Source organism: Janthinobacterium sp. NKUCC06_STL (assembly GCF_019345455.1).
Taxonomy (GTDB): domain Bacteria; phylum Pseudomonadota; class Gammaproteobacteria; order Burkholderiales; family Burkholderiaceae_D; genus Janthinobacterium; species Janthinobacterium rivuli.
In genome coordinates, this window is the sequence record NZ_JAHKQY010000003.1 from 91,535 (window position 1) to 106,955 (window position 15,421).

Consider the following 15,421-nt stretch of genomic DNA (forward strand, 5'->3'; position numbering starts at 1 on the left):
CACGCACAGCGCCATCAGCTCAAGGCCGTATCGAGCACCATCATCAGGAGAAAACCAAACACCAGCGCGATACTGGAAAAACCGCCATTGCCGCTGCGCTGCGCCTCGGGAATGGCGTCGTGCACGATGACGAACAGCATGGCGCCGGCGGCCGCCGCCAGGCCCCACGGCAGCAGGGCGGACGACAGGCCGATCAGGGCCAGACCCGCGAGCGCCGCCACCGGTTCGACCAGGCCGGAGGCGGCGCCCATGGCCACCGACAGACGCCGGTTGTAACCCACGCTGCGCAGCGCCAGCGCCACCACCAGGCCTTCGGGCACGTCCTGGATGGCGATGCCGGCCGCCAGCGCGTTGGCCTTGTCCAAGTCGATGCCCGCATAGCCGACGCCGATCGCCAGCCCCTCGGGCAGGTTGTGCAAGGTGACGGCCAGCACAAAAATCCACACTCTTTTCAGGCTGCTGGCGGCGACGGGCGCGCCATGCCGCACGCGTTCGCGCACCACCAGGTTGAGCGCGACGATCAGCAGCATGCCCAGGCCCATGGCAAAGGCCACCAGCAAACTGGCATCCATGGGCGTTGCCACGCGCTGCCTGGCCGCTGCCAGCGCCGGCAACACCAGAGAAAAAGCGGTGGCCGCCAGCATCACGCCGGCGCCAAAACCGAGGAAGCAGTCATAGCTGCGTTGCGAAAATTTATGCGACAGCAGCACCGGCACGGTCCCCAACGCCGTGGCGGCGGCCGCCATGCCGCCGCCGATCAGGCCCGGCGCCAGATGGGCATGGCGCAGCGCCAGCTGGGCCGATAGCGCGTACAGCAAGCACAGCAACAGGAGCAGCAATGCGCCGCCGCACAGGGCAAAGCCCAGTGCATGAGACCAAGACCAGGACCAGTGCCTGGCCAGGGCCTGCAGCGCGCGCGGCGTGTTCACGCTGGCGGTACCCGGCCTGCCGCGCTACAAGGGCATGGACGAGCTGCCGCCATCGCGGCCGTTGGGGCGCATCCCAAGTTCCGCGCCCGTCAACGGGTCGGCATCGGGATTCGATGCCGTGCGCGCGCCCATCTGCTGCACGGTCGCCAGTTCGTCCTGCGACAATTTCACTTCCGCCTCGCCCGTGCCGCCATCGACGGCCATCTGCTGGCGCGGGTCGGAAATGTACTGCCACTTGCCGCCCTGGTTCCACGGCCCCCGTTCCTCGCCCGGCCCCTGCGACATATTGAAATACACGTCCGCATACTGCGGATCGCCCGGCAATTTGCCAGGAGGGAAATTGGGCTCGATCGAATACAGGGCTTTTTCAAACGACTTCTGGTGCGCCACTTCGCGCGTCATCAGGAAACCCAGCGCTTCCTTCACACCCGGATCGTCCGTCAGGTTGATCAGGCGCTCGTAGACGATCTTGGCGCGCGCCTCGGCGGCGATATTCGAGCGCAGGTCGGCCGTCGGTTCGCCGATGGTGTCGATGTAGGCGGCCGTCCACGGCACGCCGGCCGAATTGACCAGCGGGGCGCCGCCGCCGTACAGCACCTGCGTCACGTGGCTGTCGTTGCCAGCGCCCGTGATATTGCGGTACAGCTCCGCCGCCTGGTCGACACCCTCGGCCAGCCGCCCCTTGGCGCCCTTGTTGAGCATGACGACGATATTGCCGATCACTTCCAGGTGGCTCAGTTCTTCCGTGGCGATATCGAACAGCATGTCCTTGCGGCCCGGATCGTCCTCCGACAAGGCTTGCGTGAAATAGCGGCAGGCGGCGGCCAGCTCGCCCTGCGGGCCGCCGAATTGTTCCAGCATCAGGTTGGCCAGCCCGGGATTGGGCTGCTCCACCCTGACCGTGTATTGCAGTCGCTTGTTGTGTGCAAACATGGTGCTCTCCTCGTTCGCAGCACGCCGGTCTACTCGTGCTGATTCAGTGATCTGTGGATGTCCTTCGACTCGTTGCGGCCCGGCCGGTCATCGGCCAGCTTGCCCGCTTCGCTCTGCGGCCGCTGCGCCGCGCCCTTGACGTGAGCGTTGCCATCGGGTTGCGTGAGGGTGGGCAGGTTTTCCTGCTCCACCGGGTCAAGCCCGCCCTGCGGCGTGATGACGTCATTGGCCCAGTGGCCGCTGTTGGCGCCGTACACCAGCAGCAGCGAGGGGCGCGACAGGCGCATCTCGTAGCCGGGCTGCAAACGGTGCGGCGTCAGCTGGTAATCCGTGAAACAGGCCACGGCCGTGGCGCCGGCCGCCGCCGCCACGGTGGACGCCACGCGGCGGCGGTCGAGGATGCGCGCCGCATAGCGCTCGAACAGCACGCCCCAGAACATGGCGCTGCAATGGTGGATGACATAGCCGACCAGGGTGTGCCTGAGCGAGGCATCGTCGCGGCGCGCCGCCTGGTCGCCCCACAGCCAGTGGCTGACGGCGTTGACGGCGGCGAACACGCTGCCCGTTTCGCGCCGGCCACACAGGGCCAGGGCGGCGGCGGACAGGAGGGAGGCGAGGCTGCCCGACAGGGCGCCATGACGCAGGGAAGGGGGCAGGGCGGGCATGGTTTTTCTCCAGTGGTGTGATCGCACAGTGAACTGAAACGCAAAAGACCTATCCAATCCCGTCAAGAGGAGGCATGCATGCGCATACTGCTGACGGGAGCGAGCGGTTTCATCGGAACACATGTTTCGACCGCGCTGCTGGCCGAAGGTTTCCAGCTCGCGTGCACGACGCACCGCGCGCCGCCGCATTCGCGCGGCGGCAAGGAGCAGCGCGTGCACCTGATCGAAGCCGATTTTGCGCGCGACACGGCCAAGGCCGTGTGGTTGCCGCGCCTGGACGGCATCGACGTCGTCATCAACTGCGTCGGCATCATCGCCGAGCATGGCGCGCAGACGTTCGCGGCCCTGCACACGCAGGCGCCGCGCGCCCTGTTCGCCGCCTGCGCCGAGAGCGAGGTGCAGCTGGTGATACAGCTGTCGGCCCTGGGCGCGGACGCAGGCGCCGTCTCGCCCTACCACCTGAGCAAGAAGGCGGCCGACGATTTTCTCGCCAGCCTGCCGCTGCGCGCCGTCATCGTGCAGCCTTCGCTCGTGTATGGTGACGACGGCGGCAGCGCGCGCCTGTTCCGCATGCTGGCCAGCCTGCCCGTGTATCCCCGCTTCGGCCGCGCGCCGCAGCCGGTGCAACCCGTGCACGTGGACGACCTGACCGATGTCATCGTGGCGCTGGTGCGCGGCGCGGGCGCGCTGGGCGGCCAGAAAACGCGCCGCGTGCCCGTCGTGGGGCCGCAGGCGCTGCCGTTTGCGGCCTACCTGGCGGCCCTGCGCGCGGCCATGGGGCTGGGGCGGCTGCGCGTCGCGCCGCTACCGCGGCTACTGCTGCCGCCCATGCTGCTGCTGGCCAGGCTGCTGGGCTTTGCCATGCCGGACCGCGCCACCCTGGGCATGCTTGATCGCGGCAATGCCGCCGATGCGGGGCTCACGCGGCGCCTGCTGGGGCGCGCGCCGCGGCCCGTGGCACAGTTCATCAGCGATGCGCGCGGCGCGGCCGTGCGCGCCCAGCTGGACTGGCTGCTGCCCGTGCTGCGCCTGTCGATGGCCATCGTGTGGATCGCCACGGCCATCGTCTCGGCCGGCGTCTATCCGCTCGAAGACAGTATCGGCCTGCTTGAGCGCAGCGGCGTGCCGCCAGCCTGGGCGCCGCCGCTGCTGGCCGGCGCCTGCCTGTTCGACCTGCTGCTGGGCATGGCCACCCTGGCGCTGCGCCCACCGTGGCGGCGCTGGCTATGGCCGCTGCAAGCCGCCCTCATCGTGTTCTATAGCATCTGGATCGCCGTGTTCCTGCCCGAATTCCTGTGGCATCCGTACGGGCCCCTGACGAAAAACCTGCCCATGCTGGCGGCCCTGTGGCTGCTGTACCAACTGGAGGAAAAGCCATGGAATACCTGATCGTCAAATGGCTGCACATCGTCTCGTCAACCCTGCTGTTCGGCACCGGCATCGGCTCGGCCTTCTACATGCTGTTCACCAGTCTGAGCCGCGACGTGCGCGCCATCGCCGTCGTCAGCCGCCACGTGGTGCGCGCCGACTGGCTGTTTACGGCCACCACGGTGGTGTTCCAGCCCCTGAGCGGCTTTTACCTGGCCCACCTGGCCGGATATCCCTTGAGCAGCCGCTGGATCGTCTGGTCCGTGGTGCTGTACCTGGTGGCCGGCGCCTGCTGGCTGCCCGTCGTGTGGCTGCAGATGCGCATGCGCGACATGGCGCAGGCCAGCGCGCGCGACGGCGTCGCCTTGCCCGCGCTGTACTGGCGCTACCTGCGCATCTGGGCGGCGCTGGGCGTGCCCGCCTTCTTCGCTCTCATCGTCGTGTTTTACCTGATGACGGCCAAGCCGGCGTGAGCGCGCCGGCGCCTTTCAGTGTTTGCGGCCCTGCTTCTTGCCGCCACGCTGCAGGATCAATCCGCCCGCGCGGCCCACGTTTCATGCAGGTGGCGCCACAGCAAAGCGCCATCGGGCGTTTTCTCATACACGACGGTGGACCAGCGCTCGGTGTTTTCCGCGCCCGGCAGCGACTGGAATTCGCGGTAGGACACGGTGGCGCCGGCGGCGCTTTTCTGTATCAATTGCAAGTCCGTGATGCGCATGGCGAGGCCAGGGCGGCTGCCGCCGGCGCCCTGGAAAAACCTGGTCAAGCCAAAGTGATCGAGGCGCATCCCGCCCGGCGCCACCATCGTAAAATCGGGCGAAAAACGCGCGAGTAAATCGGCGCAATGTTCCGCTGATGCCGCCTCGCCGGACAGCCACTCGCGGATCAGCACATGCGTGGATAAAACGTCGTCAAAATAGGGATTCGTTGCAGTCATTTTTTTGCTACTCCATGGTGATGTAAAAGGTCGAGAACGGCGCGGTTGTCGATACGCAGGCACAGTGCCAGGGGCAGTACGCACGACGCTGCGGCCAGCGCAAAGCACCAGTGGAAAACCTGCGCCGCACGCAGGTGCTGGGCGGGGTCGTCCAGCGATGCGATGCCCTGCGCCGCCAGCAAGCCATTGAGCAGTACGCTGAGCAGCGCGACACCCAGGCAAAAGCCCAGCTGGCGGTTGATATTCCACACGGCGCTGGCCTGGCTCAGCTGCCCATCCGGCGTGCGCAAGAAGGCCGTGCTTTGCGCCGTGCTGCTGCACAAACCGCCGCCAAAGCCCATCACGGCGTACGCGCCGGCCAGCCAGAACAGCTGATCGGCCGCCTCCACGCGCAGCAGCATCAGCATGCCCGCCGCCTGCAGCAGGGCGCCCGCGATGAACAGCGGTTGCGGACCCACGCGGCGGTAGCTTTTGCCGGTCAGCGAAATGGCCGCAAACGAGGCCAGCGCCCAAGGCAGCATCAGCGCACCGGCTGTCGATGCCGACATGCCCAGCACGCCCTGCAGGTACAGCATGGCCAGCAGGCTCACGCCCATGAAAACGCCCGGCACCAGCAGATACATCAGCATGGCGATGCGCAGCAGCGGCTCACTGGCCAGGCGCAGGTTCAGCAGCGGCGTCGATTTGCGCAGGGCGCCGTGCACATAGCCCCAGGCGCAGGCAACACCGAGCGCCAGCACGCCGGCGCCGGCCAGCAGCTCGTCCGGCGTGCCCAGCATGGTCAGGCCCAGCAACAGCAAAAGGATGGCTGTGCTGCCCGCCAGCAGACCGCCCGTGTCGAGACGGGGTACTTGTGCGCGCGGCGGGTCGGGACGCAGCCAGCAGGCGGCCAGCAGCAGCGCCAGCGCGGCAAACGGCACGTTCAAATAGAAAATCCAGCGCCACGACAGGCTGTCGACGATGACGCCACCCAGCGCGGGCGACAGGGCCGGCGCCAGCAAGCCCACCAGCATGATGACGGAGGACAGGCCGGGACGCTCGGCAGGCTGGTACAGCTGGTAGGTCATGCTTTGCCCCAGCGGAATGAGCAAGCCGCCACCGAGGCCCTGCACGCAGCGCCAGGCGATCAGCGCTTCAATCGATGGCGCCAGGCCGGCGCCGATGCTGGCGCATAAAAAAGTTAGCAACGATGCCATGAACACGGTTTTGCTGCCATAATAGGCAGCCAGCCAGGCGCTGGCCGGGATGACGATGGTCAGGCCGAGGATGTAGGCGGTGCTGATCCAGGCCAGCTGCGCCACCGAAGCGTGCAGGGCATGGCCGATGTCGGGATAGGCGACGCTGGTGATGAACATGTTGATCAGGTCGACGAAAAACCCCAGCAGATAGATGGCCGCCACCTTTTTGCGATAGTCCATGGTGCTCCGAATGGCAAACGGCCAGCTTAAGCGTCCATCGCCATTTGCGTAACGGGCCAGCCCCGATTACACTGTCAAACAAATTTTGACAAACCTCTACAACCCGCATGCCTCCTCATTCTTATTTATGATCAGTCTTGACCGTTTGGGTATTTTCATCGCCATCGTCGACGCCGGTTCGCTGACGGCGGCGGCCGCCGTGCTGGGCCAGAGCAAGGCCGTCGTCAGTTTTAATTTGAAACAGCTGGAGGCGGAGCTGGGCGTGTCGCTGCTGACGCGCAGCACGCGCAGCCTGGCACTGACCGACGTGGGGCGGCGCTTTTACGAGGATTGCCAGCGCGTGCTCAGCGAAGCGCAGGGCGCCATCGAAACGGCGCGCCAGGGCCACCAGGGCTTGCGCGGCACCCTGCGCCTGACCACCACCGTCGAATACGGCAGCCGCACGGTGATCCCCGCGCTGATCGCCTTTGCCGCCGCCCACCCGCAACTGCAGATCCAGCATTCGTCGTCGTCCTCGCATGAAGACCTGATCTCGGGCGGCTACGACCTGGCCATCCGCATGGGTTCCCTCAACGATTCGAGCTACCGCGCCGCGCTGATCGAGCCGTATGCGATCTGGCCCGTCGCCTCGCCCGCCTACCTGGCCAGCCTGCCTGCCAAGGGCATCGCCACCTTGGACGACTTGCAGCGCGCGCGCTGGCTGGCGCACAGCCGCCTGGCCACGCCGCTGCGCTGGGACGTGCAGACACCAGACGGTGCCGCCGCCTTCACGGCGCAGGACGACGCCGTCATCCATTCCGACTCCGCCTCGGCCCTGCTGGGCTTTGCCCTGGGCGGCTGCGGCGTGGCCCTGCTGCCGCAATGGCAGGTGGAGGCGGAAGTGCGCGCGGGACGCCTGCGCCGCCTGCTGCCCGACGTCGTCTTTCCGCAGCAGGGCGTGTATGCCGTGTATCCGAACACCCAGCATATCGCGGAAAAGGTGCGCGCCTTTATCGACTTTTTGCGCGCCTTCGTGGGCACACCCGACTGAAGTTTCCCCTTCTTCAATATTTGACGAAGACAACGGTTTCCGAGGGGCAAACGGGCGCCCCTTTCGTGTTTCACGGCCTACACTGGAAGGACGTTGTTCACCGATTGGAGACCATCATGGCACATACATTGGCAGCAGTTTTCGCCCTGCGCGACATGGCCGAGCGCGCCCGGCACGACCTGATCACGGCGGGATTTCCCGGCGCCAGCATCCGCCTGCACGATGCGGGCAGTGACGACACTTCCGCCACGGAAAACATCCGCCGCGACGACAGCGACAGCCTGCTCGACAGCGTCAAGCATTTCTTTACGGACCTGTTCGGCAACCACGCCGACCGCCACATCTATGCGGAAGCCGTGCGGCGCGGACATGTCGTGCTGACCCTGGAAGGCGCGAGCGACGCCGATATCCAGCGCGCCACCGACATCGTCGAACGCTACGCGCCGCTCGACATCGATGCGCACGCCGAGCACTGGCGCGCCGGCGGCTGGCAGGGCGCGCCGCAGGACGACAGCGCGCGGCGCCAGGGCGCCAGCATGCAGTCGGATGCGCCATCGCAGCAGGGCATGTCCGCCAGCAATATGAACGAGTCGCCAGGGTCGCAGCAATTTGCCAGCGACATGACGCCCCCGCCGCCGTCCAGCGTGGGCGCCAACGCGCGCCGCTATCCCGGCGCCGAGAACCTGCCCGGTACCAGTTACGACGACGAGCAGTACTACCGCAGCCACTGGAGCACCACCTATGTCGCCACCGGCGCGCGCTTCGAGGACTACGATCCCGCCTACCGCTATGGCCATTCAATGGCCAGCAGCGACAGCTACCGGGGCCGCCCGTGGGACGACGTGGAAGCGGATCTGCGTTCCACGTGGGAGCACACGTATCCGCAATCGGCGTGGGACAACTTCAAGGCGGCCGTCCGGCACGGCTGGGAACGCATCACGTCCTGATGCGCGCTGAGGGGAATAGCCCCTCAGCGCCCCTCGTGCGTGAGCTTGAGGAAGTGGTTCAGGATGTGAAAGTGGTCTTCGAAGAATTGCTCTTCCATGGCCGGCAGCGCCGCCACGGGCACCCACTGCGCCAGCGCCGCATCGTCGGCCGCCGTCACTTCCGGCAACTGGCGCGTCTTCAAGTCAAAATAATGCGCATGCGTGATGGTGCGCCCGCGCTGGCTGCGGTCCGGGTGGTCGAACACGGCCACGCCGACCAGCGCCTCGACGAGGGTGGGCGCCAGCACGCCCAGCTGGGTTTCCTCCGCCAGCTCGCGCAAGGCGCCTTGCAGCAGGCGTTCGCGCGGCTCCAGGAAGCCGCCTGGCAAGGCCCACAAGCCCTTGCCCGGATAGCCGCCGCGGCGCACGAGCAGCACGTGGCCGCCCGTCTGCACCAGCGCGTCGACGGTGGTGAAGATGGGCGGATACGGCGCCGCGCGCCAGCGCGCTTTATAGGCTTCGATGGCGCGGTATTCCTGCACCAGCGGCGCATACCACGGCAGCAAGGTCCACGCTTTGACATACTGGCCGATGGCGGCCGGCAGCAGCTGCGCCACGGCGCTCAGCGACACGTCCACGTCTTGCGCCTCGAACAGCACGTTGCGAATCGCCGTCGCACCGATGGGCGCACCGGGATCGATCTCCAGATTGAGCAACTGCCAGTGCGGGAAATGGTGCAGGTAATAACTGGTGGCGTCCTTGAAGCAGGCCACCAGAGTCACACGCTGGGCCTTGGGCACGGCGCCCGTCACGGCGCGCCGCACGGCATCGGCCCACAGGCCATCGTCGTAGTAATCGCGCACGGCCACGTAATGCACGCGCGCGCGCTGCGCCTCGGGTAAGGTCGCGGCAATCATGGCGGCCCGTTCCTGCCACGTAAACGGGTTCTTCGGGCTGCGCGCATGGAAGGCCGAGCCGAGCACCACCACCACTTGCGCGGCCGTCGCCAGCGCCTTTTGCAGCAAGCCCGCATGGCCATTGTGAAAAGGCTGGAAGCGGCCGATCAGGATGGCCGCGTCGGCGGAATAGGCGGAATAGGATAAGGTCATGCGTCGTCTCCGGTAGGGTAGTGGGCGGCGATCGGCAATTGGCGCCCGCTGCCAAAGGCGCGCGAACGCACGCGGATGATGGGCGCCGCCTGGCGCCGTTTGTATTCATTGCGGGCGACCATGCCGAGGATGCGCGTGACGAGAATTCGTCCCTCATCCGTCTCGCGCAGCTGGTCGACCAGGGTCAACGCTTGCGCGCTTTCGGCCGCGGGCAAACGGCGTCCCTCGATATGCCATTTGAGGATTTCATCGAGCACGGGATAGGGCGGCAAGCTGTCCGTGTCGCGCTGGCCCGGCGCCAGTTCCGCCGACGGCGGTTTATCGAGCACGGCGACGGGAATCAGTTCGCGCCCGGCGCTGGCGTTGAGGTGACGCGACAGGGCGAAGACCTCCGTTTTATACAAGTCGCCGAGCAGGCCCAGGCCCCCGTTCGTGTCGCCATACAGGGTGCAGTAGCCCACCGAGATTTCGCTCTTGTTGCCGGTGGTGAGCAGCAGGGCGCCGAAGGCATTCGAGTACTCCATCAATATCGTGCCGCGCACGCGCGCCTGCAGGTTTTCCAGCGGCAGTCCCTGCAGCTTGCCGTCGAAGGCGGCCGCGTAGCCCGTTTCGTATTGCGCCACGATGTCGCGGATCGGATGCGTGTAAAGGGCGATGCCCAGGTTGGCGCACAGGGCGACGGAATCGGTGACGGAGCCGGCGCTGGAAAACACGGATGGCATGGTGATGCCCACGACGTTGGGCGCGCCCAGCGCTTCGACGGCCAGGGCCAGGGTCAGCGCCGAATCGATGCCGCCCGAGCAGCCGACGACGACTTTCGTAAAGCGGCAGCGGCGCGCGTAGTCGCGTAACCCCAGCACGATCTGGCGCCGCGCAAATTCCACGGCGGGGATGCCATCCGGGTCCGGTACGGGGAAAGGCTGACCATCGGGCCGCGCGAAACGGCCATCGGCAAAGCGCAGCAGTTGAAAATCTTCGACGAAGCGGGCCGCCTCGAATTCCACGCCCTGGCTCGGTGACATGGCGAACGAGGCGCCGTCGAACACGAGCTGGTCCTGGCCGCCCACCTGATTGACGAAGAGCAGGGGCAGGTTGACGCGCGCGCAGGCGGCGCCAAACACGGCGTGGCGCTGCGCGCGCTTGCCGATGTCGGACGGGCTGGCGTTGATGCTGACGACCAGATCCGGCTGCGCCGCGTGCAGGGCATCGAAGGGATTGACGGCGTAGGCACGGCCGTCGTCGTTCCAGCCATCCTCGCAAATCATGAAGCCGACCTTGCAGCCGGCGATAGCGAGGGTGCAGGCGCCGGGCGGGCCCGGCTCGAAATGCCGGCCTTCGTCAAAGATGCCGTAAGTGGGCAGCAGCTGCTTGTAGTATTCGGCGACGATGCGCCCGTCGCGTATCGCCAGCAAGGCGTTGTACAGGGGCTTGCCGACGCCGGTATTGGGCCGCGCCGTGCCGATGACGGTGACCAGCGCCGGCCAACGCGTGGACGCTTCCAGCAGCTGATTCAGCGCCTGTTGCATGCCGCGCAGGAAGGCGGCGTCCTCGAACAGGTCGCCCGGGTAATACGCGCACAGCGACAATTCGGGGCACACGAGCAGATCCGCGCCATCCTCGCTGGCGCGTTGCATGCGCGCGATGATGGCGGCGACATTGCCGTCAAAGTCGCCCACGGTTGGGTTGAGCTGGGCGAGGGCGATGGTCAGCATGGCGATCCTTCATTGGTTACGCTTGAAACCACTATCCTGCCTGAAATTTTACTGAACGTACTGATGCAATCGTGCAAGCCCGTAGCTCACTGTGCTACACGGTCTTGAGCCAGGCCCGCAAGCGCGTGCGCGCGTTCGCATACGGCGACGACGTGTTGAACTGGATCATGCGCCCCATCGTGTAATGCGTGTACCAGGGCTGGCCATACAATTGCGCGTCATCATGGCTTTCGATCAGCGCCAGCAGCTGGTTTTTGGCCTGCTCCAGGCGCAGCAGCAAGTCATCCATGCCCAGTTCAGCATAGTCGGCATAGAAGCGCTGCGCCAGTTTTCCCAGAGCGTTCCACGTGAAACCTTCGGCGGGAAAAGCGATGTCCTCGATGCGTTTGCCATCGCGCAGCTGCGCGTGCCAGTGCAAGACCAGCTCGTTCCAGCCGACCAAATAGGCGAGCAAGTCGCACACGCTCATGCGCGTACCCGCCACTTGTCCTTCCAGCACGGGTGCACGCGCCAGCGCCGGCGGCACGCGCGCCAGCTCTTGCGCCAGTTTCGCGTAGGTGCTGTTGATGGCGTCGAGCAGTTCCTGCTTGCTGTCGGGGATCGCCATCACGCCGCCTTCACGACAGGCAAGCCGGCCGCCTGCCAGTCGTCGTAGCCGCTGCCGAGACGGCGCGCCTGCAAGCCGTGCTGGCGCAGGGCCGCCACGGCCTGCACGGACAGCACGCAATATGGTCCGCGGCAGTAGGCGGCGATCTCTGCGTTCGCGGGCAATTCGCCGAGGCGGCGCTGCAAGTCATCAAAAGGAATATTGATCGCACCGGGCAAGTGGCCGGCGGCAAATTCCTGCGCGGGACGCACGTCGAGCACGGTGATGCTGGCCTCGCGCATGCGCTCCTGCAACTCGTCGCCCGTGATCGCTTCCACGTGGTCACCCCGGCCCAGCGCCTGCAACTCGCTGCGCTGGTGCTGCGCATACAGCTCCAGCGAGGCCAGCAATTGCACGATGGGGCCGCTGCCCAGCCGGTACAGCACGCGCTTGCCGTCGCGTCGCGCCTGCACGAAACCGGCGCGCCGCAACTGCTGCAAATGCTGGGACGTATTCGCCACGGACAGACCCGTCAACTCGACCAGTTGCTCCACCGCATACTCGCCATGCGCGATCTGCTCGAGCAGGCGCAAACGGGGCGCGCTGCCTAAAATATGGGCAAACCCGGCGGAACCGGTCAGCAATTCGATATCAGCATTTTTCATTGACACGATGCTAGCACCCTTATAACATTCAAGCAATCAATTGAATGTTAGGAGCAGCAATGCAAATACTCTGGCTTGATGCGCTGGCGATCGGCGTGGGCGCGACGGCGGTGATGGATGTGTGGGCGGTGGCCTTGAAACGCTTTTGGTGCATTCCCTCGCTGAACTTTGCGATGGTGGGGCGCTGGCTCGGCCATTTGCCGCGCGGCACCATGACGCACACAAATATTGCCCAGGCGGCGCCCGTGCGCGATGAAGCCATCCTGGGCTGGACGGCCCATTACGTCATCGGCGTGCTGTTTGCGGCCATGCTGCTGGCGCTGGTGGGGCAGGAGTGGGTGCAACAGCCGACGTTCGTGCCGGCCCTGCTGGCGGGCCTGGTGAGCGTGGCCGCGCCATTTTGCATCTTGCAGCCGGGCATGGGCGCCGGTCTGGCCGCCAGCAAGACGCCGCACCCAAACGCCGCCCGCCTGCGCAGCCTGATAGCCCACACGGCGTTCGGCGTCGGCCTGTACCTGGCGGCCCTGCTGTGGTCGACTATCCGCTGATCAGCTCGTCAGCGGCGGCACGGGAGCCGGTGCCGGTGCAACGGCTGACATGGCCGGCGCCTCGGGCTGCGCCGGCACAGTGCTCAGCACCATCGTGCTGGGCTTGGCAATCGCGATGTGCGCATCGTCCAGGCGCTTGAGCAGCTCGAACAGCAGCGCACTGCGGATGCCCGACGTCAGGCGCGGCGACGAGGCAAAGCCGGTGGCATTGAACAGCAACAAGCCATTGTCGATGCCGTCGAGCTGCACGCTGGGTGCGGGCGTGTCGAGCACATCAGGATTGTCGACAAAGACGGACAGGATCAGCGCGCGTGCCGCCTGCGCATCCGTGCCCAGCGGCAGCGGCAGCTTGACCTGCACCAGGCCCAGCGGATTGGCCAGGGTCACGTTGCGCACCGTCTTGGTGATGAATTCCGAGTTCGGCACGATCACCGTCGAGCGGTCACTCAGCTGGATTTCCGTGGCGCGCACATTGATGCGGCGAATGTCGCCTTCCACGCCACCGAGCGACACCCAGTCGCCCACTTTGACGGGACGTTCGGCCAGCAGGATCAGGCCGGACACGAAGTTCTGCACCACCGCCTGCAAGCCAAAACCGATACCCACCGACAAGGCTGACGCCACCCATGCGATGCGTTCCAGGCCGATGCCGGCCGCCGACAGGGCCAGCGCCACGGCCAGCACGCCGCCAATATAGCCGAACAGGGTGATGAACGACACTTGCATGCCCTTGTCGAGATTGGTGGTCGGCAAATAACTGTTTTGCAGCCAGCGCTTGAACAGGCCCAGCGCAACAAAACCAACGAGCAGCACCAGCAGGGCCTGGATCAGCGCGGCAGGGCGGATCGCCACCTCGCCGATGGCCAGGCCATCCTGCAGCTTGCCGATCCGCTGGAACAGCTCGCCCGGACCTTCACCGAACGGCGCCAGCAGCAACATCAGGGCCAGCAGCACGACGATGGCGCGGCCGATGCCCGACAGCAGCACGGCCGCCTGGTCGCGCGCCTTCGGCGTGGCCAGCACAGGATGGGCCGCGTCCGGCGGCGGCGGCGTCGAGGCCAGCAGCATGCAGATATCGTCGACCAGCACCGTCAGCAGATAGGTACTGCACAGCACCACGATGACCCAGGCGATTTGCTTGGCGACAAAGCTGCCAAAGGCCACATAGCCGATCAGCAAGCTGATGACGCTGGACGCCAGCGCCAGCCACAGCAGCACCGTGACGCAGCGCAGCCACAGCGGCGTGACCAGGGTGGCGGGATCGGCCTCGCGCAACTGGCGCCAGCAGCGCTCGGCCCGCATCAGGCCATAGGCGATGGTCGTGCTCATCACCAGGGCGACGATGCAATTGACGGCCACGGCCGTCGACAAGCCCGCATTGATGACGATGGTGACTCTTTCCGTCGCCCACACGAGCACGACGATGAAGGAAAACATCGATGGAAAATTGCGCATGCGGTGCGCCAGCGCGTCGGGCAGGGGCAGCAAACGCCACGACACGCGGCGCGGCGACAGCAGCGCGTGGCCGAGTCCCGCCGTGAAACCGGCAAAACAGATGATGCCGATCAAGCTGCTGAGGAAAGTCGAGGTCTTTTCGGACAAGCCGCCCTCCCAGCGCAGCCCCATGGCCAGCAATTCCGCCACCAGGCCCGGCGTGGCCAGCGCCAGCACCAGCACGGCCAGCGCATGCAGGGAGCGGCGCAAGCGGCCGTGCGGCACGCGCGTGGAAGTGACGACCAGCAAATAGCGCGAAATCCAGACACTGGCGCCGATCACGGCCACGATGGCGGCCAGCAGGCCGCCCCAGGCCGACCACGGCGTGGCGCTTGCCGCATTCGCCAATTCCAGCTCCAGCGCCCGCAGGCGCTGCAGGTTCTGCGGCAATTCCGCATGCAACTGCTTCCAGAACGAGCCGGCCAGTATCGACGCCGTGCGTTCGCCCAGGCGTGCCTGCAACTGCGCGCGACGCACCGTCGACACCTGTTCTGACGCCTGCGTCGCTTCCACGGCCAGCAAGCGCGCCAGTTTGACTTGCGCATCGAGCGCGCTGCTGGTGCGGTCCAGCTGGCTGCGCTGCGCCGCCACATCAGGAGCATCTTTCGTGCCCGCCGCCGGCTTGCCCAGCTCGGCCAGCCGCGCCTGCACGCTGGAGAGCGTGGGCGCGAGCGCGTCGGCCACCTTGTCCGCCTCGGCGCTGGCTGCCAGCGCATCGGCGCGCATCTGCGACAGGGTCGCGTCATCGAGCTCCGCCTCGCCATCGAGCGCCTTCTGGATACCAGTAATCTGCTTGCGCAAACCATCGAGGCGCTGGTCGGCCGTGGCGGCGTCATCGACGGGCTGCGACCAGGCGGGCGGGGGAGCCAGCGAGCAGGCCAGCAACAACGCCAGCAGGAAGGGAAAGAAACGGAGACGGAAAGAAGTCATGCGGACCTATGGCTGAAAATGAGAAAAACGGCCGGATTGGCGGCGCCGCCGGTCAAGGCGTGCCGCCCGGCGGGTGCCTGCCAATATAGCTGAAAACACCGCCAAGCCGCAGGATAAGCGGAACCGGCGTGTGCCCCGGAAGGAAACTAGGCATATTGCCCTATGGAAATA

The 15,421-nt window shown here is 66.3% G+C and carries 15 protein-coding genes; 5 read left to right on the top strand and 10 right to left on the bottom strand.

Features of this window, described 5'->3' with window-relative positions; all coding sequences use genetic code 11:
• Window positions 1–14: 14 nt before the first annotated feature.
• The 3 genes from KO539_RS12945 to KO539_RS12955 form a co-directional block, all read right to left on the bottom strand.
• Window positions 15–866, bottom strand: coding sequence for a ZIP family metal transporter (locus KO539_RS12945; protein WP_374106417.1), 852 nt, complete (start codon window positions 864–866; stop codon window positions 15–17).
• Between the two features lie 87 nt (window positions 867–953).
• Entirely contained in the window at window positions 954–1,862 is a 909-nt protein-coding gene (locus tag KO539_RS12950; protein ID WP_219309978.1) for a manganese catalase family protein, read from the bottom strand.
• A 29-nt stretch (window positions 1,863–1,891) separates the two neighbouring features.
• Window positions 1,892–2,527 carry a hypothetical protein gene (locus KO539_RS12955; protein WP_219309980.1) on the bottom strand — a complete coding sequence of 212 codons (636 nt, stop codon included), beginning with the start codon at window positions 2,525–2,527 and terminating at the stop codon, window positions 1,892–1,894.
• A 78-nt stretch (window positions 2,528–2,605) separates the two neighbouring features.
• Here KO539_RS12955 and KO539_RS12960 point away from each other — a divergent pair, with 78 nt between their 5' ends.
• Together KO539_RS12960 and KO539_RS12965 are read left to right on the top strand one after the other, a co-directional pair.
• The gene (locus KO539_RS12960) at window positions 2,606–3,916 is read left to right on the top strand and encodes an SDR family oxidoreductase (protein WP_219309982.1); all 1,311 of its coding nucleotides are present in this window, start codon (window positions 2,606–2,608) and stop codon (window positions 3,914–3,916) included.
• Entirely contained in the window at window positions 3,904–4,368 is a 465-nt protein-coding gene (locus KO539_RS12965) for a DUF2269 domain-containing protein (RefSeq protein ID WP_219309984.1), read from the top strand. The genes KO539_RS12960 and KO539_RS12965 overlap by 13 nt, the downstream gene beginning before the upstream one ends.
• A 56-nt stretch (window positions 4,369–4,424) precedes the next feature.
• Here KO539_RS12965 and KO539_RS12970 read toward each other — a convergent pair whose 3' ends face one another.
• Both KO539_RS12970 and KO539_RS12975 read right to left on the bottom strand, forming a co-directional pair.
• Window positions 4,425–4,832, bottom strand: a complete 408-nt coding sequence (locus KO539_RS12970) for a DUF4440 domain-containing protein (RefSeq protein ID WP_219309986.1) — start codon at window positions 4,830–4,832, stop codon at window positions 4,425–4,427.
• Complete coding sequence (locus KO539_RS12975) at window positions 4,829–6,250, bottom strand: MFS transporter (RefSeq protein WP_219309988.1); 1,422 nt, start codon at window positions 6,248–6,250, stop codon at window positions 4,829–4,831. Before KO539_RS12975 ends, KO539_RS12970 begins: the two co-directional genes overlap by 4 nt.
• Window positions 6,251–6,377: 127 nt before the next feature.
• Between KO539_RS12975 and KO539_RS12980 the strand changes: the two genes are divergently transcribed.
• Both KO539_RS12980 and KO539_RS12985 read left to right on the top strand, forming a co-directional pair.
• Entirely contained in the window at window positions 6,378–7,280 is a 903-nt protein-coding gene (locus KO539_RS12980) for a LysR family transcriptional regulator (RefSeq protein ID WP_219309990.1), read from the top strand.
• A gap of 116 nt (window positions 7,281–7,396) precedes the next feature.
• Window positions 7,397–8,227, top strand: coding sequence for a hypothetical protein (locus tag KO539_RS12985; protein ID WP_219309992.1), 831 nt, complete (start codon window positions 7,397–7,399; stop codon window positions 8,225–8,227).
• A 23-nt stretch (window positions 8,228–8,250) separates the two neighbouring features.
• Here the strand turns inward: KO539_RS12985 and KO539_RS12990 are convergent, their stop codons facing one another.
• The 4 genes from KO539_RS12990 to KO539_RS13005 all read right to left on the bottom strand — a co-directional run bounded on the left by KO539_RS12990 (window position 8,251) and on the right by KO539_RS13005 (window position 12,278).
• Entirely contained in the window at window positions 8,251–9,315 is a 1,065-nt protein-coding gene (locus KO539_RS12990) for a bifunctional nicotinamide-nucleotide adenylyltransferase/Nudix hydroxylase (protein ID WP_219309994.1), read from the bottom strand.
• Window positions 9,312–11,027, bottom strand: a complete 1,716-nt coding sequence (locus KO539_RS12995; RefSeq protein WP_219309996.1) for an NAD+ synthase — start codon at window positions 11,025–11,027, stop codon at window positions 9,312–9,314. The genes KO539_RS12990 and KO539_RS12995 overlap by 4 nt, the downstream gene beginning before the upstream one ends.
• A 94-nt stretch (window positions 11,028–11,121) precedes the next feature.
• Window positions 11,122–11,634 (bottom strand): ClbS/DfsB family four-helix bundle protein, encoded by a 513-nt coding sequence (locus tag KO539_RS13000; RefSeq protein ID WP_219309998.1) that lies wholly within the window; start codon window positions 11,632–11,634, stop codon window positions 11,122–11,124.
• Complete coding sequence (locus tag KO539_RS13005) at window positions 11,634–12,278, bottom strand: metalloregulator ArsR/SmtB family transcription factor (protein WP_219310000.1); 645 nt, start codon at window positions 12,276–12,278, stop codon at window positions 11,634–11,636. The genes KO539_RS13000 and KO539_RS13005 overlap by 1 nt, the downstream gene beginning before the upstream one ends.
• A 59-nt stretch (window positions 12,279–12,337) precedes the next feature.
• Here KO539_RS13005 and KO539_RS13010 point away from each other — a divergent pair, with 59 nt between their 5' ends.
• Complete coding sequence (locus KO539_RS13010; RefSeq protein WP_219310002.1) at window positions 12,338–12,826, top strand: DUF2938 domain-containing protein; 489 nt, start codon at window positions 12,338–12,340, stop codon at window positions 12,824–12,826.
• Here the strand turns inward: KO539_RS13010 and KO539_RS13015 are convergent, their stop codons facing one another.
• Window positions 12,827–15,250 carry a DUF3772 domain-containing protein gene (locus KO539_RS13015; protein ID WP_219310004.1) on the bottom strand — a complete coding sequence of 808 codons (2,424 nt, stop codon included), beginning with the start codon at window positions 15,248–15,250 and terminating at the stop codon, window positions 12,827–12,829.
• Between the last annotated feature and the right edge of the window lie 171 nt (window positions 15,251–15,421).